At 68.4% G+C, this 21,083-nt stretch carries 23 protein-coding genes and 1 pseudogene; 15 read left to right on the top strand and 9 right to left on the bottom strand.

What is annotated here, in order from left to right; genetic code table 11:
• From U9977_RS03900 to U9977_RS03915, 4 genes and pseudogenes are all read left to right on the top strand, one after another.
• Nucleotides 1-374: pseudogene (locus tag U9977_RS03900) on the top strand (precorrin-3B C(17)-methyltransferase); the annotation flags it as partial.
• Entirely contained in the window at nucleotides 365-610 is a 246-nt protein-coding gene (locus U9977_RS03905) for an ATP-binding protein (protein WP_322747774.1), read from the top strand. The pseudogene U9977_RS03900 and the gene U9977_RS03905, both read left to right, overlap by 10 nt.
• Nucleotides 607-1,230, top strand: coding sequence for a precorrin-8X methylmutase (locus U9977_RS03910; protein WP_416210465.1), 624 nt, complete (start codon nucleotides 607-609; stop codon nucleotides 1,228-1,230). The genes U9977_RS03905 and U9977_RS03910 overlap by 4 nt, the downstream gene beginning before the upstream one ends.
• Entirely contained in the window at nucleotides 1,227-2,174 is a 948-nt protein-coding gene (locus U9977_RS03915) for a sirohydrochlorin chelatase (protein WP_322747776.1), read from the top strand. The genes U9977_RS03910 and U9977_RS03915 overlap by 4 nt, the downstream gene beginning before the upstream one ends.
• Here U9977_RS03915 and U9977_RS03920 read toward each other — a convergent pair.
• Entirely contained in the window at nucleotides 2,167-2,736 is a 570-nt protein-coding gene (locus U9977_RS03920) for a Uma2 family endonuclease (RefSeq protein ID WP_322747777.1), read from the bottom strand. The two genes, U9977_RS03915 and U9977_RS03920, sit on opposite strands and share 8 nt — an antisense overlap.
• A 233-nt stretch (nucleotides 2,737-2,969) precedes the next feature.
• Here U9977_RS03920 and U9977_RS03925 point away from each other — a divergent pair, with 233 nt between their 5' ends.
• Together U9977_RS03925 and U9977_RS03930 are read left to right on the top strand one after the other, a co-directional pair.
• Complete coding sequence (locus U9977_RS03925) at nucleotides 2,970-3,233, top strand: toxin-antitoxin system HicB family antitoxin (RefSeq protein WP_322747778.1); 264 nt, start codon at nucleotides 2,970-2,972, stop codon at nucleotides 3,231-3,233.
• Nucleotides 3,230-3,541 (top strand): type II toxin-antitoxin system PemK/MazF family toxin, encoded by a 312-nt coding sequence (locus U9977_RS03930; RefSeq protein WP_322747779.1) that lies wholly within the window; start codon nucleotides 3,230-3,232, stop codon nucleotides 3,539-3,541. Before U9977_RS03925 ends, U9977_RS03930 begins: the two co-directional genes overlap by 4 nt.
• An 82-nt stretch (nucleotides 3,542-3,623) precedes the next feature.
• Here the strand turns inward: U9977_RS03930 and U9977_RS03935 are convergent, their stop codons facing one another.
• Nucleotides 3,624-4,193: a Uma2 family endonuclease gene (locus U9977_RS03935; RefSeq protein WP_322747780.1), complete on the bottom strand. Its 570-nt coding sequence runs from the start codon at nucleotides 4,191-4,193 to the stop codon at nucleotides 3,624-3,626.
• Between the two features lie 406 nt (nucleotides 4,194-4,599).
• On the opposite strand from U9977_RS03935, the gene U9977_RS03940 reads away from it, so the two are divergent.
• From U9977_RS03940 to U9977_RS03960, 5 genes are all read left to right on the top strand, one after another.
• The gene (locus tag U9977_RS03940; protein ID WP_322747781.1) at nucleotides 4,600-5,595 is read left to right on the top strand and encodes a cation diffusion facilitator family transporter; all 996 of its coding nucleotides are present in this window, start codon (nucleotides 4,600-4,602) and stop codon (nucleotides 5,593-5,595) included.
• Between the two features lie 19 nt (nucleotides 5,596-5,614).
• Entirely contained in the window at nucleotides 5,615-6,106 is a 492-nt protein-coding gene (locus U9977_RS03945; protein ID WP_322747782.1) for a CrcB family protein, read from the top strand.
• A gap of 5 nt (nucleotides 6,107-6,111) precedes the next feature.
• Entirely contained in the window at nucleotides 6,112-6,456 is a 345-nt protein-coding gene (locus U9977_RS03950) for a DUF190 domain-containing protein (RefSeq protein ID WP_322747783.1), read from the top strand.
• The gene (gene crcB / locus U9977_RS03955) at nucleotides 6,453-6,827 is read left to right on the top strand and encodes a fluoride efflux transporter CrcB (protein ID WP_322747784.1); all 375 of its coding nucleotides are present in this window, start codon (nucleotides 6,453-6,455) and stop codon (nucleotides 6,825-6,827) included. The genes U9977_RS03950 and crcB overlap by 4 nt, the downstream gene beginning before the upstream one ends.
• An 82-nt stretch (nucleotides 6,828-6,909) precedes the next feature.
• On the top strand, nucleotides 6,910-7,968 hold the full coding sequence (locus U9977_RS03960) for a methyltransferase domain-containing protein (protein ID WP_322747785.1): 1,059 nt from the start codon (nucleotides 6,910-6,912) through the stop codon (nucleotides 7,966-7,968).
• A 261-nt stretch (nucleotides 7,969-8,229) separates the two neighbouring features.
• Here the strand turns inward: U9977_RS03960 and U9977_RS03965 are convergent, their stop codons facing one another.
• Nucleotides 8,230-8,442 (bottom strand): hypothetical protein, encoded by a 213-nt coding sequence (locus U9977_RS03965; protein ID WP_322747786.1) that lies wholly within the window; start codon nucleotides 8,440-8,442, stop codon nucleotides 8,230-8,232.
• Between the two features lie 63 nt (nucleotides 8,443-8,505).
• Nucleotides 8,506-8,907, bottom strand: a complete 402-nt coding sequence (locus U9977_RS03970) for a helix-turn-helix domain-containing protein (protein ID WP_322747787.1) — start codon at nucleotides 8,905-8,907, stop codon at nucleotides 8,506-8,508.
• A gap of 82 nt (nucleotides 8,908-8,989) precedes the next feature.
• Between U9977_RS03970 and U9977_RS03975 the strand changes: the two genes are divergently transcribed.
• On the top strand, nucleotides 8,990-10,471 hold the full coding sequence (locus tag U9977_RS03975; RefSeq protein WP_322747788.1) for an MFS transporter: 1,482 nt from the start codon (nucleotides 8,990-8,992) through the stop codon (nucleotides 10,469-10,471).
• A gap of 65 nt (nucleotides 10,472-10,536) precedes the next feature.
• On the opposite strand, the gene U9977_RS03980 is transcribed toward U9977_RS03975, so the two are convergent.
• The 5 genes from U9977_RS03980 to U9977_RS04000 form a co-directional block, all read right to left on the bottom strand.
• Nucleotides 10,537-10,830, bottom strand: coding sequence for a hypothetical protein (locus U9977_RS03980; RefSeq protein ID WP_322747789.1), 294 nt, complete (start codon nucleotides 10,828-10,830; stop codon nucleotides 10,537-10,539).
• Between the two features lie 157 nt (nucleotides 10,831-10,987).
• The gene (locus U9977_RS03985; protein ID WP_322747790.1) at nucleotides 10,988-11,950 is read right to left on the bottom strand and encodes a lysophospholipid acyltransferase family protein; all 963 of its coding nucleotides are present in this window, start codon (nucleotides 11,948-11,950) and stop codon (nucleotides 10,988-10,990) included.
• On the bottom strand, nucleotides 11,950-13,509 hold the full coding sequence (locus tag U9977_RS03990; RefSeq protein ID WP_416210168.1) for a lactate racemase domain-containing protein: 1,560 nt from the start codon (nucleotides 13,507-13,509) through the stop codon (nucleotides 11,950-11,952). The genes U9977_RS03985 and U9977_RS03990 overlap by 1 nt, the downstream gene beginning before the upstream one ends.
• A 141-nt stretch (nucleotides 13,510-13,650) precedes the next feature.
• Complete coding sequence (locus U9977_RS03995; protein WP_322747792.1) at nucleotides 13,651-14,913, bottom strand: zinc-dependent alcohol dehydrogenase; 1,263 nt, start codon at nucleotides 14,911-14,913, stop codon at nucleotides 13,651-13,653.
• Nucleotides 14,910-17,279, bottom strand: coding sequence for an HAD-IB family hydrolase (locus U9977_RS04000; RefSeq protein ID WP_322747793.1), 2,370 nt, complete (start codon nucleotides 17,277-17,279; stop codon nucleotides 14,910-14,912). Before U9977_RS04000 ends, U9977_RS03995 begins: the two co-directional genes overlap by 4 nt.
• A 250-nt stretch (nucleotides 17,280-17,529) precedes the next feature.
• Between U9977_RS04000 and U9977_RS04005 the strand changes: the two genes are divergently transcribed.
• From U9977_RS04005 to U9977_RS04015, 3 genes are all read left to right on the top strand, one after another.
• Nucleotides 17,530-17,970 carry an Lrp/AsnC family transcriptional regulator gene (locus U9977_RS04005; RefSeq protein WP_322747803.1) on the top strand — a complete coding sequence of 147 codons (441 nt, stop codon included), beginning with the start codon at nucleotides 17,530-17,532 and terminating at the stop codon, nucleotides 17,968-17,970.
• A 102-nt stretch (nucleotides 17,971-18,072) separates the two neighbouring features.
• Nucleotides 18,073-19,716, top strand: coding sequence for an amidohydrolase (locus U9977_RS04010; RefSeq protein WP_322747804.1), 1,644 nt, complete (start codon nucleotides 18,073-18,075; stop codon nucleotides 19,714-19,716).
• Between the two features lie 838 nt (nucleotides 19,717-20,554).
• Nucleotides 20,555-21,079 carry a multidrug efflux SMR transporter gene (locus tag U9977_RS04015; protein WP_322747794.1) on the top strand — a complete coding sequence of 175 codons (525 nt, stop codon included), beginning with the start codon at nucleotides 20,555-20,557 and terminating at the stop codon, nucleotides 21,077-21,079.
• The last annotated feature ends 4 nt before the right edge of the window (nucleotides 21,080-21,083 follow it).

A 21,083-nucleotide genomic window follows, 5' to 3' on the forward strand; every position in this document is an offset into this window, starting at 1 on the left:
TCAGCCTGTCGGATCTGCACACACCGTGGGATGTGATCGAACGGCGGGTCACCGCGGCAGCCGAAGCCGATCTCGTCGTCGCCTTCTACAATCCGCGGAGCCGGACCCGGACCTGGCAGCTGCCGCGCGCACTGGAGCTGCTGGCCGCCCACCGGCCGCCCTCGACTCCGGTCGGGATCGTCACCGAGGCCTTCCGCCCCGGTCAGCAGATCAGCCTCACCACCATCGCGGACCTGGCCGACGCCACGACCAGCAGTGCCACGGCCAACGGTCTGGATCGTGTCGGCATGACCACGACGGTCGTGGTTGGCAGCACCCAGACCCGTGTCGTCGCGGGTCGCATCGTCACGCCGAGGGGCTACCGATGGAGCTGATCTACCGGATTGATGCGCAGGGATGCGCGGGATGTGGTGCCTGCCTGGTCACCTGTCCCGAACACGCGGTGCGCCCTGGGCCGACGCGTCCCGGCGGTGGCCGGGCACCGGTCATCCTCACCGACCGCTGTACCGGCTGCGGAGAGTGCGCGGAGATCTGCCCGGTCGACGCGATCGACGCCGTGATCCTTTCGGGGGCGCTGATCTACGCGGAGTCACCGGCGGTCGGACGATGAACCGGGTGGCGCATCCGATCGAACAGCGGTCATACGACATCGCGCGGACGCGCCTCGCCGCAACCGGCCTGGACACCGCGGCGTTGGCGCCCTGGACCCGCGCGGTCGTCGAACGGGTCGTCCATGCCAGCGCCGACATCACCTACGCCACCGACCTGGTCTGCGACGAGGCTGCTCTGTGTGGCGCCGTCGACGCGTTGGCCGCTGGTGCACCGATCGTCGTCGACGTACGCATGACGGCCGCGGGGATCACCACCGGTAACGTTGTGTGCCGCCTCGGTGACGTGAATGCCGGCGACGCCGCCCGCGCCGGGCTCACGCGGTCCGCCGCGGCCGTCGGACTCGCCCTCGACGAGGTGGGGCCGGGCGCCGTGTGGGTGATCGGATGCGCGCCGACCGCCCTGGAACGGCTGCTGAGGGTGGCCGACGTTGCCCGGCCCGCGCTGGTGATCGGCCTGCCCGTCGGTTTCGTCGGAGCGGTCGAGGCCAAGGACGCGCTGCGCGCAGCCGGTCTGCCAGCCATCTCCAACCGGTCGGAGAAGGGCGGGGCGGCAGTCGCCGCCGCGGCGCTGAACGCACTGTTGTATGACACGCTGTTGTATAAGGAGTTGCGGTCGTGACGGATGGGGACTCGCGACCGGGCCGACCGGAACCGGCGCTGCTGATCGTCGGGCACGGGACGCGCAGCGCTGGCGGGGTGTCGCAGTTTCAGACCTTCGTCGACCTGGTCCGCACCCGGGCCGGTGGAACGCCGGTGGACGGCGGCTTCATCGAGCTGTCACGCCCGCCGGTGGCCGATGTAGTCGCCCGGTTCGTCGCCGCCGGGCAGCACCGGCTCGCGGTGGTGCCGCTGACATTGGTGGCCGCCGGGCACGCCAAGGGTGACATCCCGGCTGCGCTCGCCCGCGAACGCGCCCGCCATCCCAGCTTTGACTACACCTACGGACGGCCGTTGGGCCCGCATCCGACGCTGCTGGCGGCGCTCGACGAGCGGATCGCGACAGTCTGCTCCCGCGCTGACCGCGCGCAGACAACCGTGCTGCTGGTCAGCCGCGGATCCACCGATCCCGATGCCAACGCCGAGGTCGCCAAGGTCGCCCGGCTGCTGTGGGAGGGACGTGGCTTCGCCGGCGTGGAACCTGCGTTCATCAGCCTGGCCGAACCGGGGGTTCCGGCCGGCCTCGACCGCTGCGCCCGCCTCGGCGCGTCCCAGATCGTGGTAGCGCCGTACTTCCTGTTCACCGGCGTGCTCCCGGACCGTGTGATCGCCCAGGCTCGCGGCTGGGCTGCGCAGAATCCCACCGTCGACCTGCGCTGCGCGGGCCTGCTCGGTGATCACGACGGCCTGGTCGACCTGGTGCTCGAACGCTTTCACGAGGCGCTCGACGGCGACATCCGGATGAACTGCGACACCTGCCTGTACCGGGTGGCGCTGCCCGGTTTCGAACATCGGGTCGGCGCGCCGCAGACCCCGCACGACCACCCCGACGACCCGACACACCCGTCCGGTCACCATCAGCACCATGGTCACGGCCATCACCCGCACCCGGCGCCCATCACCTGAGAACGAGCTGGGACGGGCTGACGGTCAGCGGGAACGGGTCGGTAATGGTCAGGATCGCCTCGCCGTACTCGGTCGCGACTTCGGCGTATTCGCCGTCGCGGAGCCTCAGCGTGGTGATCGAGGGCTTGTCGGCGTCGACGATCCAGTAGTGGCTGACACCGAGACGGGCGTAGACGTCGCGTTTGAGCAGCCGGTCGATGCCCACGCTGCTGGGGGAGAGCACCTCGACGACCAGCAGCGGCACAGCCAGGTACCGTTCCCCGCGGACCAGATCCGCCCGGGCGACCACACACACATCCGGCTGAACACTCGTCCGTTGCCCCCTGCGCACATCCGGAGTGGGTGCGAAAACCACCCGATCGTCGGGACAGGCATTCCGAAGCGCAACCGCAAGTTCCAGGCACGCACGCTGGTGTTCCCAACGGGGAGCGGGGCTCACCAGCAACACCCCGTCGACCAGCTCGTACCGCCGCCCGTCATCGGGCAACTCCGCCAGATCATCGACAGTGAACCCGTCCGCACGGATCGGAAGATCCTCGTACGCGACCGCCATAACCGCCATGATGGGCTCCTCTCAGCCATGACGCCAGACTGACCCGCCCACACGCTGCGCACCAGAACGGACCACCGCCTGTGGACAACCTTCTCGTATCCACAGACGTCCGGTGGAGTGGATCTCGGCGCTTTAACAGACAAGCGTGGTCTACGACCCGTCTCCGAGAACGCATCCCACGCTGCCTACAGGAACTGCTGTGCCTGCAGGAACTGCTGTCATGTTCAGCTAGCATATTGCGCATGACACGCACGATCACACTCCGGTTGTCGGACGAGGCGTACAAGGCGGTCAAGCGTTACGCCGAGGCCGAGCACACCTCGATGAACACCTGGGTCGAGGGCGTCCTGGACGCCGAGGACATGCGTCGGCGCTGCGCTGCGCACGGGGCCTGGATGGAGGCCAACCCGGCGGTGGCCGGCGCAGCTCTCACCTTCGGTGAGGCCAACCAGCGGGCTCTCGCCGCGGCGGGGCTGCCCAATCTCGCCGACGACACCGTCGGGTGAGGCCACCGCGGCGCGGTGAAATCTGGACCGTGGGCACCGGTTCGGTACCGCAGACGGTGCTGGTCATCAGCTCCACGGTCTACAACGAGATCGCCGGCGAGCCGACCGTGCTCGTCGCCCTGGTCGTGGAGCATGCCACCGACGAGGGGTTCTGTATCGACCTCGGCGAAGGGCGGTGGGCTGTGATGGGCCTGGTCACGTTCGTGGCCAAGGCGAACCTGGCCGCGTGCCTGCGACGGGTCGACGTCCAGACCCTGACCGACGTCAACACCATGCTTTTCAAAATCTTGGCGACTCCCGACCGCTGACCCACGGGCAACGGTCCTCAAGGAATACGCAGTATCGGCAAAGATACGGCTGGCCGTCCTCGTCGAATCTCACATTCGGTTGTCAGGGCAGGACGAGCTGGGACGGGCTGACGGTCAGCGGGAACGGGTCAGTAACGATCATGGTCGCCTCGCCGTGCACGGTCACGGTCTCGACATAGTCGCTGTCGGCGAGGCTCAGTGTGGTGATCGAGGGCTTGTCCGGGTCGACGATCCAGTAGTGGCCGACACCGAGACGGGCGTAGACGTCGCGTTTGAGCAGCCGGTCGATGCCCACGCTGCTGGGGGAGAGCACCTCGACGACCAGCAGCGGCACAGCCAGGTACCGTTCCCCGCGGACCAGATCCGCCCGGGCGACCACACACACATCCGGCTGAACACTCGTCCGTTGCCCCCTGCGCACATCCGGGCTCGAGCCGAACACGTAAAGCTCGGGCGGACACGCTGCACGCAGCAACGCGGTCAGCTCATCGCATCCGACCTGGTGTTCCCAACGGGGAGCGGGGCTCACCAGCAACACCCCGTCGACCAGCTCGTACCGCCGCCCGTCATCGGGCAACTCCGCCAGATCATCGACAGTGAACCCGTCCGCACGGATCGGAAGATCCTCGTACGCGACCGCCATAACCGCCATGATGGGCTCCTCTCAGCCATGACGCCAGACTGATCCTCCCACACGCTGCGCACCAGACTTGACCACGCACTGTGGAAAAACCGACGTTATCCACATCCGCTGCGCTCTACCCGCCGGCCGGCTCGGTGGCGCCGAGGGTCGGCGCACAATTGCGTCCGACAGCAAAGAATCGAGCACCAGAGAATCGATACCAAGAAGATCGAATAGATCGCGAGCGGAATTCACGGGAACGAAACCGACTTCGGTGCCGACAGTCGTTTCCGTTAACGACCGACTGGGCACCCGTTCGAAAAGCGATACGTCAGCGAGAGGACGAGCGATATGGTGGAAAGGAGAATGAGGGAAGGGAAGGTCGGCGGTGGGTGACCCCGGAACAAGTCATGCTCATGGGGCAGATGGTCATGGGGTGGCTGGCCACGAGAAGGACGGCCACGCGACGGATGGCCATGCAGGTCATACGCACGGCGTGACAGTGGACGCCGACCGACGCTGGTTGACGATCGCTCTTGGTCTCATCGGCGTCTACCTCGTCGGCGAGGTTGTCGTCGGCCTGCTCGCGCACTCGCTGGCACTGCTGTCGGATGCAGCCCATATGCTCACCGACGCGGCGTCGATCGTGCTGGCGCTGGCGGCGCTGCGGATAGCGGCCCGGCCCGCCGGCGGCCCCTACACGTTCGGCCTGCGTCGGGTGGAGATTCTCTCCGCTCAAGCCAACGGTCTCACGCTGCTCCTGCTCGCCGGCTGGCTCGGTTACGAGGCGGTCGCACGGCTGGTGTCACCGGGCCCGGTGGCCGGTGGGCTCGTCCTGAGCACCGCGCTGGTCGGGGTGGCCGTCAACATTGCCGCAACCGCGGCGATCAGTCGAGCCAACCGGGCAAGCCTGAACGTCGAAGGCACCTTCCAGCACATCCTCACCGATCTCTATGCGTTCGTCGCGACCGTGATAGCGGGCGTGATCATAATCATCACCGGATGGAACCGGGCCGACTCCATCGCCTCGGTCGTCGTCGTCATCCTCATGATGAAAGCCGGTGTCGGCCTGCTGCGCGCCTCCGGACGGATCTTCCTCGAGGCTGCGCCGGACGGGCTCGACCCGGACGGCATCGGTGCCGCGATGGCCCGCCGGCCCGGTGTCAGCGAAGTCCACGACCTCCACATCTGGCAGATCACCTCCAGCGAACCCGCGCTGTCCGCGCACGTCCTGGTGCACCCCGACGCCGACTGCCACGCCGTCCGCCGCGACCTGGACACCTGGCTGCGCGATGATCATCACATCGACCACACCACCCTCCAGGTCGACCACCTGGCCACCGACACCCAGCGCGCACCCGGACAACCCGACCCACACTGCGTCACCCCGCACGGTAGGACGCACTACGCCTACGCCCCCCGGCCGACCTGACCGCGCCAGGTAGTCAGTCATGCTGGCTACTGCCGTTGTCGCGCAGGTAGGGAGGGTGCGCATGGTCGGCGAGCCGACCGATCCCGATGTCGATCTGCACATCCCCGCGCAGCGCCGGCCCGCGGCCCCTGCGCCGCTGCTAGCGGTGATCGCTGTCGGTGGTGCGCTGGGGGCGTGCACCCGTTACGGCGTGATGCTGCGCTGGCCCACCCCGCCCGGCGGGTTCCCGTGGGCCATGCTGACGGTGAACACCGCCGGCTGCGCGTTGATCGGCGTGCTGATGGTAGTGATCACCGAGGTACGTACGGCGCATCCGCTGGTACGGCCGTTCGTCGGCACCGGCGTCCTGGGCGGGTTCACGACGTTCTCCACGTATGCGGTCGACGCCGAACGGCTCGTGACCGGCGGACACGCTGGTATCGCGTTGGCGTATCTCGCGCTGACCATGGTGAGCGCGCTCGGCGCGGTCTGGGCGTCGAGCGCGACGCTACGATCGCTGATGGCACGGTGAACGCGATGAGGCTGGCCGGGCGAGCACTGCGGTTGACGGTGTTCGTGGGGGAGAGCGACAGGTGGCATCACCGGCCGCTGTACACCGAGATCGTGCACCGTGCACATGCGGCCGGACTGGCCGGCGCAAGCGTGTTCCGGGGGGTGGAGGGGTTTGGCGCCTCCTCGATCGTGCACACCGCACGGCTGCTGTCGATGAGCCAGGACCTGCCCGTAGCAGTGATCATTATCGATGACGAGGCGCGGGTACGCGGTTTCCTGCCACAGCTCGACGAACTCGTCGCCGAGGGTCTGGTGATGCTGGACGAGGTCGAGGTCATCCGCTATGTAGGCCGCAAGGCGGGCCGGTGAGCTGGCTGCTGGTGATCCTGGGTGCGATGGTCGGCGCGCCGGTGCGCTACCTGACCGACCGGGCGGTGCAGACCCGCCACGACACGGTGTTCCCGTGGGGGACGTTCACCGTGAACGTGATCGCCAGTGGTGTCCTCGGTGTGGTCACCGGGGCGGTGAGCGCGGGGGCGGCGTCATCCCGGGTGGCGCTGCTGGTCGGTACCGGGCTGTGCGGGGCGTTGAGCACCTACTCGACGTTCTCCTACGAGACGTTACGGCTCGCGCAGGACGGTGCCCGGCTGCTCGCCGTGGCGAACATCGTGTTCAGCGTGCTGGCCTCCGTCGGCGCCGCCGTCATCGGGATGGCGCTCGCCCGTGCGGCGTGGCACTGAGCCAGCCACAGACCGTGGTGGTCACAAACGATGGGAAGACGGAGACGAAGACCTGCGGGATGTGTCAGGGCAGTGGAAAAGCATGAGCGGCCGGCCGGTGAAACGGGAGGACTTCATCCCGGATGAGGTGTGGGTCACCGGGGATGACGGGTTCTTCCTGGTCCCGCTGCGCCGGACGGAGGACCCGCTCCGGTGGTTGGAGGTATGCCGAAGCGATCAGGCGGTCACGATCCAGGTTGATGACGGGTCGGACAGGTTCGACGGAAAAGGGATCGTCCCGACCAGTTCGTGCAGTGCACCGTGGGTTGTCGATCGGATGCTGGATCTTCTCGATGTAGGTCCGGGGATGAGCGTGCTGGAGATTGGTACGGGCACGGGTTACAACGCGGCGTTGCTCGCGGCACGGACTCATGCTGGTGCGGTGACAAGCGTGGAGGTGGACCCGGTGATTGCTGAGCGTGCACGCTCAGCGCTCGCTAGGGCGGGCCATGCAGTCACCGTGATCACGGGTGATGGTGCGGAAGGCTGGGTAGAGCGTGCACCGTATGACCGGCTGATAGCTACGGCATCGGTGTCTGTCGTGCCGCACGCCTGGGTGGAGCAGACCCGGGCGCGCGGGCGGATCGTGTTGCCGTTCGCAGGCATCTTTGATGGTGCGTTGGCGGTGCTACAGGTCGAGAGTGACGGAACGGCCTGGGGCAGGTTCTATGACACGGCTGGTTTCATGCGGCTGCGTAACCAGAGACCCGACCCGCACCTGTGGTGGATCGGCGAAGACGACGCGAACGTGAGAACGTCTGGCCGCTATCTGAATGCGCCGTTTCGGGACAGTACCGCCGGGTTTGTGGTGGGACTGTGGCTTCCTGGCTGCACCACGGGAGAAATCGAGGAAGGTGGTCCCGCGAAGACGCTTCTTCTTTCCCACACCCCGTCACAGTCGTGGGCTTCGCTGACGGCAGGCACAGGAAACCATGAGGTGACGCAATATGGGCCTCGGCATCTGTGGGATGAGCTGGAAGCGGCCTATGACTGGTGGATAGCCACTGGGCAGCCCACCCATGAACGTTTCGGTCTGACAGTCGCCAAGAGCGGTCAGGCGTTCTGGCTGGACACCCCGGAGCAGACCCTCACCTGTTCGTGATCATCACTAGAAAACACCGTAGAGAAAGTGTGCGACAGACGACGGGCTCACGCGCGCCTTGCTGGTGGCAGCCAGGTCAGGCGCCACGTGGCGTAACTGCGTGCCAGGGTCGCTCGGTTTTGGGCGGCGCGGTTGTCTGACTGAGCGGCACGCAGCCTCGCTGCTGACGACGTCGAAACAGCGCGGGAAGCAGCCGCGCACGCGAGCTACGCGCCACTCCTGCCGGACCTTATCCAGGAGTTGCACGTGCACGCGACTGGCTCAGGCAGCGATATCCGCACGGCGCTTGCCGCCTTGGTTGGCGCCTACCGGACCGCTTTCGTGCTCAGCAAGGATCTCGGCTACGTCGATCGAGCGCATCTGATCAACGTGCCGGGGCGTCTCGCCCGCCACGGCCGCGGACAGATCACGCTGCATCTGCCCGCGGGTTGGCACGCCGAGCATCCCTGGCTGGCCCTGTTCGAGGCCACCCATCGGCTCCCGCCCGGCCCGCCCGCGCCGCCTGACCGCCGGCGCTGTCCCACCCCGCTCAGGGCCTCAGGCGGGTACGGACGCCATCGGCTCCGCCCTGTGCGCCGCGTCATAGGCGGCATGGGCCTTGGCGATGTCGGAGCTGTGACGCTTGGCCCAGCCCACCAGGACCGAGAGACAATCGTGCAGTTCAATGGCCATTTCCGTACACGTGTACTCGACCCTGGGCGGAACGGTCGGATAGACCGTCCGCACGAGTAGACCTTCGCGCTCCAGCTTGCGCAGAGTCAGGGTGAGCATGCGGCGGCTGATGCCCTCGATGGTGCGCTCCAACTCGCTGAACCGGACCGGCCCCTTTGCGGCAGCGACGAGGATCCCGATGCTCCACTTGCCCGACACGTGGTCGAGGACCTCGCTCACCGGGCAGGCAGGGTTCTCGTCCGACACACCGATGTGACTCTGGGACATAAAAGTGCCTCCTTCCTCTGGAGCCCATGGTTACACATGATGGGAACCGTAACAGGGAGTGCACTCTTGAAGGGGACGCTACATGCCACCTGAGACCGTTGCATCGGCGCAGACGTCACGCTGGTTGGCGCTGGCCATTCTCTGCGCTGGTCAGCTGATGGTGATCCTGGACGGGACCGTCGTGAGCGTGGCGCTACCGTCCATCCAAGACAGCCTTGGATTCTCCCAGTCAAGCCTCGCATGGGTGGTCAACGCCTACCTGATTCCTTTCGGAGGTCTGCTGCTCCTCTCCGGGCGTGTCGGTGACCTGCTGGGCCGCAATCGGATCTTCACCATCGGCCTGGTCGTGTTCACCGCGGCATCGCTGCTGTGCGGCCTCGCCCAGAACCAGGAGATGCTCCTCATCTCGCGCTTCGTCCAAGGCGTCGGCGGAGCGGCGGCATCCTCTGTGACCCTCGCCATGATCGTGACTATGTTCTCCGAACGGAAGGAGATGGCCCAGGCCATCGGTGTCTACAGCTTCGTCCAGGCAGCCGGCGGCGCGATCGGCCTCATCGCGGGCGGCGTTCTGACCCAGGCCATCAACTGGCACTGGATCTTCTTCATCAACGTCCCGATCGGCATTGCAGTCGTGGTCCTGGCCGTCCGAAAGCTCAGCTCCGAGCGGGGCCTGGGCCTCGGTGAGGGGACCGACATCGCTGGTGCCGTCCTCGTCACGGCCGCGCTGATGCTTACCGTCTACACGATCGTCGAGACGACGAACTACCGGTGGGGTTCTGCGCACACCATCGGCTTCGGCGCCGGCGCGCTCGTGCTACTCGCGGCGTTTGTCACCAGGCAGGCCAAAGGGGTGAACTCTCTCATGCCTCTGCGCATGTTCCGCCTGCGCAATGTCTCCGGAGCTATGGTCACGCAGGCTCTCATGATCTCCGGCATGTTCAGCTTCCAGTTCCTCGTTGTGCTGTACATGCAGAAAGTACTCGGCTTCAACGAGGTGGAAAGCGGTCTCGGGGTCGTCCCGGTAGCAGTGTTGATCGGCCTGCTCTCGCTGGTCTTCGCCCCCCGCCTGATCGCACGCTTCGGTGCCCGTACGGTGCTGCTCCCGGGGCTTGCCCTCATCACCGTGGGCCTCGGCCTGCTCAGCCGGGTCCCGGTGGACGGCAGCTACTTCGTAGACGTCTTCCCCGCGACTGTGCCGCTCGGTATCGGTTTCGGCCTGTCGATGCCCTCGCTGGCAGGACTTGCGATGTCGGGCGCGACTCCTGAGGACTCCGGTCTCGCCTCCGGGATGTTTAACACCATGCAGCAGATTGGCAGCGCGCTTGGCCTCGCGGTTCTCAGTACCTTGGCGGCTTCGCACACCAAGGGCTTGATCGACGACGGTACCGGCGCCGCCTCGGCCCTGACTGACGGTTATCAGCTCGCCTTTCGCGTCGGAGCGTGCTTCGTCATCGGCGCCATCGTTGTCGCAGCAGTGGTGCTGCGCACTCCCGCAGAGTCGAAGCCCGAGGCGGCGGGGCCGAAGGGGGCGCAGCTGACGGAGGACGAGGTCGTCTCTGTTTGATCCCGCATCCGGTGGCACTGAGCCAGCCGCAGTCCACGGGCGCTGCGGTTGGTGCACACGGTGGCTCAGGCCGAGGCCGCGAGGCGCAGCCGGTCGCGGCGGCGGGCCAGCAGCCGGTCGGCGAGCGCGTCCGCGAGCTCGATGTCGTCCAGGGACACCCGGGTACGGTCCGCCACCTCGAGGATGGCCGCGAGTAGTTCGGCCGACAGGCGGGTGCGGTCGGCCACCCGGGCGACGCTCGGGGGCAGACCGGTAGGCCGGTTCGCCCGGAAGGCGTCGACGCCCGGGTTCGAGGGGTGCTGTTGGTGGCTCGAGTGCTGCTTCTGGCTGGAGCGGCGGGGCCGATTGCGCAGGTCCATGAACCCAGTGACGGGCCTGAGGGATCTGGAATCAACTCTTGACATCGCCTGCCACAGGCGGGTGCGTCTCTCCCCACAGGAGATCCCCAGGCTATCGGGAGATACGCACCGCACTGTCTACAGGGTTATCCACAATGTGAGGCCACTGTGATTCTTCTCACGATCCGCCGGAGTGCTGGGATGGCAGGCCGGGCCGGTCCCAGGGAGAGATCGTCCGGCTGTGTCCGACCGGTTCTGTCGACGCCCAGACCCGGCGCCAGTGGGCTGTGCGCGCGGACCGGGGAGGCGGAGCGCCGGCGGGCGCCGCATGCAGCGATTCCCACCACGAGGTCGTGTCCTCGGCCAGCAGCCGGGAGACCTCGGCGAAGATCCTGCCGGTGAAGGTGCGGAGGTCCTCGGTTGCCGGATCGGTTGTCGGGTACATCGGCCGACCGAAGCGGACCGATACCCCCGGCCTGCCCGGGCGGGTCCAGCCACGGCCACGCGGCATCGCGGCGAAGCTGCCGCGAATCGCGACCGGTACCACCGGAACCCCACAGGTGATCGCCAGATGGGCCGCACCGAACCGGAAGCGGGCGAGCTGGCCGTCCTTCGACCTCGTCCCCTCCGGGAAGATCACCAGATTCCAGCCGTCCGCGAGCAGGTCCGCGGGCGCTGTCGAGGCGGCACCCCCGCGGCGCTCGATCGGCACGGTCGCGAACAGGAAAGCCGTACCCAGGCCCCGCCACCAACTGCCGAAGAAGTAGTCGGCGGCCGCGGCCACGGCCGTGTGGTCCCGCAGCTTCCTCGGCAGTGTGCACAACAGCAGCGGAGCGTCCAGATGGCTTGAGTGGTTCGAGACGAAGACCGCGGGGGTCCGCAGCTCGTCCAGGGCGTCCAGTCCTGTCACCGACAGCGATAGATTCGCGTCCAGGAGTGGTCTCATCCCGGCCTCGAGGGCCGCGATGCGGGCCGCCCTCATCGCCGGCGTGCGCGCCCACGCCGTCGGGAACTCCCTGGCCACCGCCGGCAGCTGGTGCGGCTCGGCGGAGCGCGGTACCGGCGGCCGGGCACCCCAGCGCCAGCCACGGGCCACCTCGCGCAGACCGACCCCGACTGGGCGGGCCGGGCGGGACGCCATCACCGCACGTCCGCGATGACGTGCGGTGGAGAGTGCAGATACGTCATGGATGGATCGCGGCCCACCGTGCCCGACACCATCTCCAAGGCGTCCGCCAAGGTGGAGGCGGCCCGGAAACCCATCCGCGCGCAGGCGGCCCGGTCACCGCCGACCCACACAACATCCTCCAGGTGGTCCATGGCGTGCGCACCCCAGTACCACATGTAGAACGGATGCACGCCGTGGTAAGCGTGCGATGTGCGGTACAGGTGGGTATACCAGGGGTCGGTCGCGTACTGTTTCTCGAAGGTGGCCTCAATGGTCGCCGGGTCGGTGGACTCGGCGAGAACCTCCTCGAAGAAGTCCACATACGACGGATGGTGCAGCTGGGAGAACTCCGGCGTCACCGGATGGTAGAGAATCATCGCTCCGCCGCGCCGGACCAGCGGTTGTCCCCGGTACATGTTGAAGAAATAACCGAGCCCGAGGCACATCGCGAGGATCGGGTTCATCACCGAGTTCACGTTGTACGGCCCCAGATAGGGCAGGCCCACGACCAGCACGTCGCTCTGCCCGTTGACCTCGACGAGCTGCTGGCGGTGCACATTCGCGATCGTCTTGGCATGCACGGCCTCGGTCTCGCCGGCGTGCACGCCGGTCACCCCGTAGTCGGCCACGAGATCGTGGAAGAGCTTGCGGCGGGAGCGCACCGGCATGGCCGCGAGCCCCCGCGACATTCCGAACGCCATCGCCTGGTCGCGCACGGACCATTCCCATTCCCGCTTCATCAGAAAGCCGTAACGGGACGGGAACGACGCGTTGTTCACGGTCGTCTCCACCGTGAAGATCTTCAGGTGGTCGGCCAGCATCCGACCCATCCGCCATGCCGAGGAATGCATGGCGGAGCGGGTGTGGTCCATGAACGAACGCGAGTGCACCATTGTATGACTGTTGTGATGGTGGCGCAGGCTGTTGTAGGACGCGAGCCCGATCGGCACCGACTTGTGGCCACCGTCCATCGCCACCATGTTGATGTTGACGTAGACCAGCAGGTCGGACTCGGCGGCCCGCCGGTTGATCTCGACGTCCTCGCCGTTCTCGGTCAGGCCGATGTGGGTCAGGTTGTCCCTGTCCTCGGCGTCGTGGTTGTAGAGGTTGTTCGGCCAGAACGAGCGGAACACCCGCTCCCCGACGGCCCGTTCGATCTCGGCGGCGGTCATCCGGCGATGCAGTGCGTTCGCCACGATGAGTACCACGTCGTCCACACCGACCTGCGCCGCGATCGTCAGCACCTGCTCGATCACCCGCTGGCGGATGTCGGGCCGGCGCATCGGCGGCAGCGGGAGCGACAGGTCGTCGAAGGCGATCGTCAGACGCATCCCCGGCCGAAGCAACGCCCGCAGCGGCTCGCTGTTCTCGGGCTCGGCCAACGCCCGGCTGATCGCCGCGTCCACGTCGGCCAGCTCCGGCAGCGACTCCGGCGGGTAGAGCACCCGGGTGCCGAGCGGGAAGCGTTCCAGCCCGAACCCCTCACCCTGGTGTACGAGAAGCGGAGGAGTCCGCTCATCGACCTCGAGCACGAACCCCGGTCTCACCTGTGCGATCCCCTAACACGCGGTTGCGGCCGGGCGACACTGCCGTCGCCAGCCGCCATCCAGTGAACGTCGTAGTGAACGTCCCAGTGAACAGATCTCACCCTTGCCCCATCACACCGCGCCCCATCACGCCGCCGTCAGGTCGAAGGCGACCTTGACCGCGCCGAGACGCCCTGCGCCGAGCGCGTGGTCCAACGCGTCCCGCCAACGGTCCAACGGGTAGGTCGCCGACACAACCCCGTCCAGCGGGGCAGTTGCCGCGAGCTCCAGTGCCCGGACGAAGTCCGGACGATCCGACGCCGGGTCCTCCGGTCGTTGCGCGGGTCCGTCCGCGGGCCGGGGTCGACCGACGCTGGAGGCGTAGGTACCCACCAGCTCCAGTTCCCGGAACCACAGCGGGGTCAGATCGACCGAACCGGTGGGAACCCCCGACAGCACCACCCGCCCACCGGCACGGGTGACGCGCAGCGCCGTCGACAGCGACGAAGCGCTGCCGGCGCAGTCGATCGCGACGTCCACACCGCCGAGCAGATACGGCGGCCCGACGTCCGGCTCCAGTTTGAGCGCACGGGTACCGCGACGCACGCCGCCGACCGCGGACGCAGGGGGCAGAATCTCATCCGCTCCGAACCGCCGCGCCAGCTCCACCTGATGACGGTGCTTGGCCACGACCGTGATCAGGCCGGCCCTGGTGTAGGCGCGCAGCGCCAGCAAGGTCAACAACCCCACCGAACCGGCGCCGATGATCAGAACCCGATCGCCGTCGGCGACCCGGGCCCGCAGCGCGGTGTGCACGGCGCACGCAAGCGGCTCGACCAGTACCGCCCGCTCGTCGGGCAGGTCCGCCGGCACCGGGTACAGCTGCGAACGGTGGGCGACCAGCGCCCGGCTCCACCCGCCGCCGGTCTGCGCGCAGGAGCCGGTCTGCAGCCCGGGGGACAGGTGACCGGAGGTGACCCGATCGCAGCGGCTGGTGTGTCCGGCGGCGCAGCCGGCACAGGCCGCGACGCCCCGGGCCGCGCAGCCCAGGACCGGGTCGAGTACCACCCTGCTGCCAGCCGGCAACTCGGTGCCGTCCTCAAGGGTCACATCCGTCTGGGTGTCGGCCACGATCTCATGCCCGGGGACGAAGGGCATGGACACCAGGGACGTGAAGTAGAACGACGACTGGCCGGTGACGGTGGCTAGGTCCGAACCGCAGATCCCCGACAGCCGTGGACGGATCGTGACCCATCCCTCGCCCGGCAGGGCCGGGACGGGCCCGTCGGTCAACCGCAGCGGCGCCGTCGTCGCGGCCGCGGCGCCGGCCAGGGCGGGCAGCCGACCCGACACCGCCCGGGTGGCCAGGTAGCGGGGCATGGAACGGTACAGCTCCAACGCGCGGCTCACCGGTCGGCTCCCAGCCGTGATGTGCGGACGCGAACCGGGCCGCCCGCGGACGAGCCGCCGACGCCGGCATGAGCTGCGCCGGCATGAGCTGCGCCAGCATGAGCGTTGCGCTCACGCCGGCTGCCGACCACTGCACGTGGTTCGCCACGGGTCGAGGCCCACTCCTCGATCGGCCAGCCGGATCGGCGGGCCACCCGGTACAGCGGCAGGTCCGGATTGACCGCGACCGGGTTGCCGACGGCACGCAACATCGGCAGGTCCGACTGGCTGTCCGCATATGCCCAGGATGCCGACAGATCCGCTCCCACTCGCTTGGCATAGTGGTCCAGCCAGGCGGCCCGGGAGTCACCGACCAGCGGTGCCGAGACCAGACGGCCGGTGGCGCGCCCGTCCGTCCCGACTGCGAGCCGGGTGGCGACGACCTCGTCGAACAGCGGTGCCAGCGGACGGGTGAGGACCTCGACCGCGCCGGTCAGCAGGACGGTCCGGTGCCCGGCGTCCCGGTGCTCGCGGATCCGGCGGATCGCTCCCGCCTTCACCCGACGCAGCAGGATGTCACCGGCGACCTCGTCGACGAGGCGGGCGAGCTCGTCGGGGTCTGCGCCGGCATAGCGCGTGTACACCGCCCGGATGAGATGTCCCCGGTCGCGCCGCTCAGCCCGCACATATCCGGGCAGCGCGCGGGCGAGCTGGGCGAGTTCGCGTCCGCGCGCCGCGAGGCTCTGGTCGGTCAGGCGCAGCCACAGATACGACTCGACCACGGTCGAGGACACCAGCGTCCCGTCCAGATCGAACACCGCGAGCGTGTCCGGGCCGCCGACGAGGGCGTGCGACGCCCGCCGGGCCGCGGCCGCGGGCTTTTCCGGACCGCGGAAAGTCGAGGTGACGCTCGGAAAGTGGATCTCTTGTAGGTAGGTGCGCCAGTCGTAGCAGGCCGGATCGAAGCCGAACTGTTCGGCGTCGCCCGGGTCGAGGCTCTGGGCCAGCGCGCGGGTCGCGTCGTCGACGTAGACCAGCTCCGCCTTGGTATAGGAACGGTAGAGGTCCTGGTAGCGCCGCAGGAACGCCAGCCGCTCATCGAGCTGCTCCAGGTCCCGGGCGGCCTGACGGACCCGGTCCGAGCGCGGAGCGTACCCGAGCGCCTTTCCCGCGATCTCCGCGAAACGCTCGCCGCGCCGCAGTTGGCTCTCGACCGTGGCAGCCCCGGCGAAACGCCAGTCGGCGGCGGCGATGGCGCCACGACCGGGCTTGGTCAACGGGTGGCGCCCGAAGTATTCGCGGACATTCTCGTAAAGGTCACGAAACAACAGCGGATTGCGAAAACCCGAACACACGGTGTAATAAGCCGGGGTCGATGCCGGCGGCGTCGCCGCGGTCGCAGCCAAGATCGCATTGACGACCAGATCGACGGGGATGATGTCGATGATCCCGTCCGGAGAGGCGGGGAAATCCGGCAGCTCCCCACGGCCGTAGGCGAGGATCAGCGGCTCGGCCATCTTGAAGCCCTCGATCCAGCCCGGGAACGGGCGGGCCAACGCGCTCTCGATGATGGACGGACGCATGATGGTCAGCGGCAGACCGGCACGTTCGGCTTCCAGATAACGCTCGGCGAGGGCCTTGGTGAACGTGTAGCAGTCCGTCCAGCCCAGAACCCGGGCCCGCTCGCCGCCCGCGTCGACGAGCCGGCGCTCCACCCACCTGCGGCGGCGGCGTTCGGCTTCCCGGGAGACCGTCTGCGCGCCGGCCCGGATGTGTTCGGCCTCGGCCTCGGCCCGGAACCGGCGCAGCTCCGCCGGGGTCCGCGAGGCGTCCTCGGCCGCGAGCCGGGCTCGCTGCGCGGCGGCCTGCTCGGCCCGCCAGTCGACGTTGTGCACGAGGCGGCCCTCAGCCACATGCCCCGATCGCAGCCCGGCCACGTATGCCGTGGAGATGTGCACCAGATGAGGTCTGGCACCGCTGTCTCCAATGGCCCGCAGCAGCTCCTGGACGCCCCCGAGGTTCATGGCGAAACCCGTGTCGATCGGCGGGTCGAACGACACCTCGCCGGCACAGTGGACGACGACGTCGACATCCGCCGGAATGGCCGGGATCCGTTCGAGATCGCCTTCAAGGACCGTGATCCGGTCGCGTAGCACCTGCTCGACGCCGTCGGCACCCAGGCGCTCGCGCCATGCGGCAAAGGCCGGCTTGGCCACGAGACTCCGCAGGCGGGCCTGCCCACTTCTGCCTGCGCGGGGACGGATGAGGACGACCACCCGGGTGTCGGGCAGATCGGAAAGCAGCCGTTCCAGCAGTGCCTCGCCCACGAAACCGGTCGCTCCCGTGACGAGGACACGCTTGCCCGCGAGCCGCTCGGCCAGCCCCACGCCTCACCTCTTCCGTAATGAACACCGGTGGGCCACAGTAAGGGACGTCGGTGTCCAGGGCCGAAGCCGCCTCGTGCCCAGGTAGTTGCATCCAACCAGGCAACACCGATGGTCACGTACTACCTACCGTTGGACATCGCACGAGGTTCGTTCCACGGACCCCGCGACGTCCAACGGCCGGCCACGGATCGGGGGAGGACGAGGGCGCGGCGCGTCGATCATCGGTGAGCTGCGTACGCTCCTGATCGTGTTGGAAGACCTTGACCGCGAGATCGTCCGTCTGCTGTGCCGGGACGGTCGGATGAGCTACACCGATCTGGGCCGGGCCACCGGTCTGTCCGTGTCCGCGGTTCACCAGCGAGTGCGACGGCTTGAGCAACGGGGCGTGATCACCTCTTACGCGGCCCTGATCGACACCTCCCAGGTCGGGCTCCCGCTCACCGCATTCATCTCCATCAAACCGATCGACCCGAGCCAGCCGGACGACGCGCCCGACCGCCTGCGCCGCCTGGACGCGATCGAGGCATGCCACAGCGTGGCCGGCGAGGAGAGCTATCTGCTCAAGGTCCGGGTCGCTGGTCCGGGCAACCTTGAGGGCCTGCTGCAGGAGATCCGCGCCGCGGCGAACGTCTCCACCCGCACCATGGTCGTCCTGTCCACCCCGTACGAGGCCCGGCCACCCGCGCTGTAACACCCGGCCAAAGGCCGCGAGAGTGGCCCCCGACCCACGGCCTCACAGGTCGCAGGCGACCACAACGGGTTCACAGCGGGCAGACTGGCATCCGTGACCGACATGTCGTCGAACCCAGGTGCAGTCGGGGGGCCGCGACCGGCCGGTAACCGCGTCCTCTATCGCGGTGGCCGGGTGCACAGCCCGGCCGCGCCGTTCGCGACCGCGATGCTGGTCGACCACGACGTGGTTGCCTGGGTCGGCTCGGCCGCGGCCGCCGAGGCGATGACCCTCGACGAGACCGTCGAGGAGATCGTGGAGCTCGACGATGCCCTGGTCACCCCCGCATTCGTGGACGCCCACGTGCACATGACCGCGACCGGACTCGCGCTCGACGGTCTCGACCTGAGCTCAGCGCGATCCCTGGCGGCTGCGCTGGACCAACTCGCCGACCACGTCAGGCGGCATCCCGCGACCACGGTGCTCGGCACCGGCTGGGATGACACGGCCTGGCCGGAAGACCGCCCGCCCAGCGCCGCCGAGCTCGACCGGGCGGCCGCAGGAGTGTCGGTCTACCTCGCCCGCATCGATGGTCACCGCGCCGTCGTGTCCTCAGCGCTGGCGGACCGCTGTGGCGCCGCCGGCATGTCGGGATGGCTCGGCGATGGCCACTGCCAGGGCGAAGCCCACCACGTTGCCCGCAGCGCCGCGTACGACAGCGTGTCCGCCCGGCAGCGGCGGGCCGCCCAGCGGCGCGTGCGCGCCCACGCCGCCGCGCTGGGCATCGCGGCGTTGCACGAGATGGCGGGGCCGGAGGTCTCCAGCGCCGACGACCTGAGCGACCTGCTCGCGCTCGCGTCCGCCGAGGCGGGCCCCGCCATCTACGGATACTGGGCCGGGGACGTCGAAACCGCGGTGGCGCTCGGGGTCGGGCTCGGCGGCGACCTGTTCGTCGACGGCTCGCTGGGATCACACACCGCGGCGTTGCGGGTCGCATACACCGACGCACCCGGCGACCACGGCGTGGCGCAGCTGGATGCGGACGCGGTGTACGAGGTGGTGGTCCGGGCCAGTGAGGCGGGTCTGCAGGCCGGCTTCCACGCCATCGGCGACGCGGCCCTCGACATCGTCCTGGACGGTTGTGAACGAGCGGCCGACAAGGTCGGGTTGTCCCTGGTCCTGGCCGCACGCCACCGCGTCGAACACTGCGAGATGGCCGACGTCACCCAGATCGCCCGGATGGCCCGCCTCGGCCTGGTAGCCGGCGTGCAGCCCGCGTTCGACGCCTGTTGGGGGGGTCCGGACGGGATGTACACACGGCGGCTGGGAGCCGACCGCGCCCGGGCGATGAACCCGTTGGCGGCGATGGCCGCCGCCGGGGTCGTCCTGGCGCTGTCCTCGGATGCTCCGGTGACCCCGCTGGACCCGTGGGGTGGTGTGCGCGCCGCGGTCGCACACCACACGCCGGCCTCCGCGCTCAGCGCCCGGGCGGCCTTCTCGGCCGCGACGAGAGGCGGCTGGCGAGCGGCCCGCGCGGACGGTGACGGCAGCGGGGTTCTCACGCCCGGCGCGCCGGCGACGTTCGCCGTGTGGCAGGTAGCGGGGGAGCTGGTCGTCCAGGTGCCCGACGACCGGGTCACGGCATGGTCGACCGATCCACGAGCGGGCATAACGGGGCTCCCCGACCTTGACGGCCCGGACCCGACATGTCTGCGCACGGTCGTGCGCGGCACGGTCGTCCACGATCTGTTGGCCCGGACGGGGTGACCTCACCCGGAACCGGGATGGCCCCACCCGGATGATCGCAAGCCGACAACCCGGGCGCCGACAGTAAGGACTTCGGCAGCAGGGACTTCGAAGAGCCCCGGACCGTCCTTCGGACCGATCCCCGGCGCGCCGGATGCGGGCAGGGGATCGTTGTCTAGGGGACGACCGGGACCCTTCGGGCTGCCTTCCAGCTCCCCCTTCGCCGGCGGTGACGAACTTCCTGTCCGACCCCACCGCCGACCGGGCCTGGTACCGGGTGGTCGTCGGACGCACCTGCGCCCGACGACCACCGGCCGGTCTGCCGACAGGGAAGGCGCTGACGCAGCCGCCTCACGAGTGGACGACATGGACCGTACCCGCCCTGACTCCGCTGGTGTCAACCGGGCGTTCCATCTGCGTCTATTTCCTGTTTCCCCAGGTCGGCGACCTCTCCGCTGCGAACGGCGGTTGCGCTGGTGCTGTTGGCGACCTGGGCGTGTCGCGGTCTGGACACGGTCGTCCTCATCGCAGACAGAACAACTCCACAACTAATTAACTACTCAGCGCGATAACCGGGCCTTCGTTGACCGCTGTTTGCCCACTATCCGCAACGCCTGGCTACTTACCTCAATCCGGCCACGGCGGCGGCGCATGAGAGGTGAAGACACGTAGAGCACATGTTTGCATGCTGTGCGTAGTAGCGTCGGTGCCTGTTCCAGCCGGATCCGATCCGCAGGACGCCGGATTCCCGATACCCGGGATTGCGGGTACCCGTAGTTCTGCGGGTACCCGAGGTTCTGCGGGTACGGGATTCCGCCGGCCCGAATGCTCGATCACCTCGCGTGACCCAGGAGCAGTCATGACCATCACGGACATCACCTGCGGTGGCACCACCCACTCCAGCGCGACCCGTGGCGCCCCCGCCCGCCGCCGCGGCGCCCGCCACAAGAAAAAGCCCGACCATACCCGGAGGACGCCGATGACCTGGCTGGCTCTATTGGCCGCGATAGCCTGTGACGTGGCAGCCACCTATGCGCTGGCCGCGTCCCACGGATTCCGCAACCTGATGCCCTCGATGCTTGCCGTGGTCGGATTTCTCCTGACCACCTACCTGTTCGCGATCGCGCTCACCGGGTTGGGCCCGAGTATTTCCTATGCGGCTTTCGGCGCACTTGGCACCGCGTCGGTCGCCGTCATCGGCATTGTCATAGGTACGGAAACCGCAAACTGGATCAAAATCGGATCCCTCACTCTGATCATCATCGGCGTGGCGCTGTTGCCACTTGCCGACCGCCGGGATGCCGTAGGTCACCGCGGGACCGACCCCGGACAACCGGCTCCCCAACGCGCGGGCACCGCCCATCCAGGGACCGGGACCGGCTGACACG

This window comes from Protofrankia sp. Cas8, assembly GCF_963555845.1.
Lineage (GTDB): Bacteria > Actinomycetota > Actinomycetes > Frankiales > Frankiaceae > Protofrankia.

Excerpts from the sequence above, each read along its gene's own strand:
- U9977_RS03905 (WP_322747774.1), top strand. The coding sequence starts at position 365 with ATGGAGCTGATCTACCGGATTGATGCGCAGGGATGCGCGGGATGTGGT.
- U9977_RS03910 (WP_416210465.1), top strand. The coding sequence starts at position 607 with ATGAACCGGGTGGCGCATCCGATCGAACAGCGGTCATACGACATCGCG.
- U9977_RS03920 (WP_322747777.1), bottom strand. The coding sequence starts at position 2,736 with ATGGCGGTTATGGCGGTCGCGTACGAGGATCTTCCGATCCGTGCGGAC.
- U9977_RS03925 (WP_322747778.1), top strand. The coding sequence starts at position 2,970 with ATGACACGCACGATCACACTCCGGTTGTCGGACGAGGCGTACAAGGCG.
- U9977_RS03935 (WP_322747780.1), bottom strand. The coding sequence starts at position 4,193 with ATGGCGGTTATGGCGGTCGCGTACGAGGATCTTCCGATCCGTGCGGAC.
- U9977_RS03945 (WP_322747782.1), top strand. The coding sequence starts at position 5,615 with ATGCTGGCTACTGCCGTTGTCGCGCAGGTAGGGAGGGTGCGCATGGTC.
- U9977_RS03950 (WP_322747783.1), top strand. The coding sequence starts at position 6,112 with ATGAGGCTGGCCGGGCGAGCACTGCGGTTGACGGTGTTCGTGGGGGAG.
- U9977_RS03960 (WP_322747785.1), top strand. The coding sequence starts at position 6,910 with ATGAGCGGCCGGCCGGTGAAACGGGAGGACTTCATCCCGGATGAGGTG.
- U9977_RS03965 (WP_322747786.1), bottom strand. The coding sequence starts at position 8,442 with ATGGGTGGCCTCGAACAGGGCCAGCCAGGGATGCTCGGCGTGCCAACC.
- U9977_RS03970 (WP_322747787.1), bottom strand. The coding sequence starts at position 8,907 with ATGTCCCAGAGTCACATCGGTGTGTCGGACGAGAACCCTGCCTGCCCG.
- U9977_RS03975 (WP_322747788.1), top strand. The coding sequence starts at position 8,990 with ATGCCACCTGAGACCGTTGCATCGGCGCAGACGTCACGCTGGTTGGCG.
- U9977_RS03980 (WP_322747789.1), bottom strand. The coding sequence starts at position 10,830 with ATGGACCTGCGCAATCGGCCCCGCCGCTCCAGCCAGAAGCAGCACTCG.
- U9977_RS03985 (WP_322747790.1), bottom strand. The coding sequence starts at position 11,950 with ATGGCGTCCCGCCCGGCCCGCCCAGTCGGGGTCGGTCTGCGCGAGGTG.
- U9977_RS04010 (WP_322747804.1), top strand. The coding sequence starts at position 18,073 with ATGTCGTCGAACCCAGGTGCAGTCGGGGGGCCGCGACCGGCCGGTAAC.
- U9977_RS04015 (WP_322747794.1), top strand. The coding sequence starts at position 20,555 with ATGACCATCACGGACATCACCTGCGGTGGCACCACCCACTCCAGCGCG.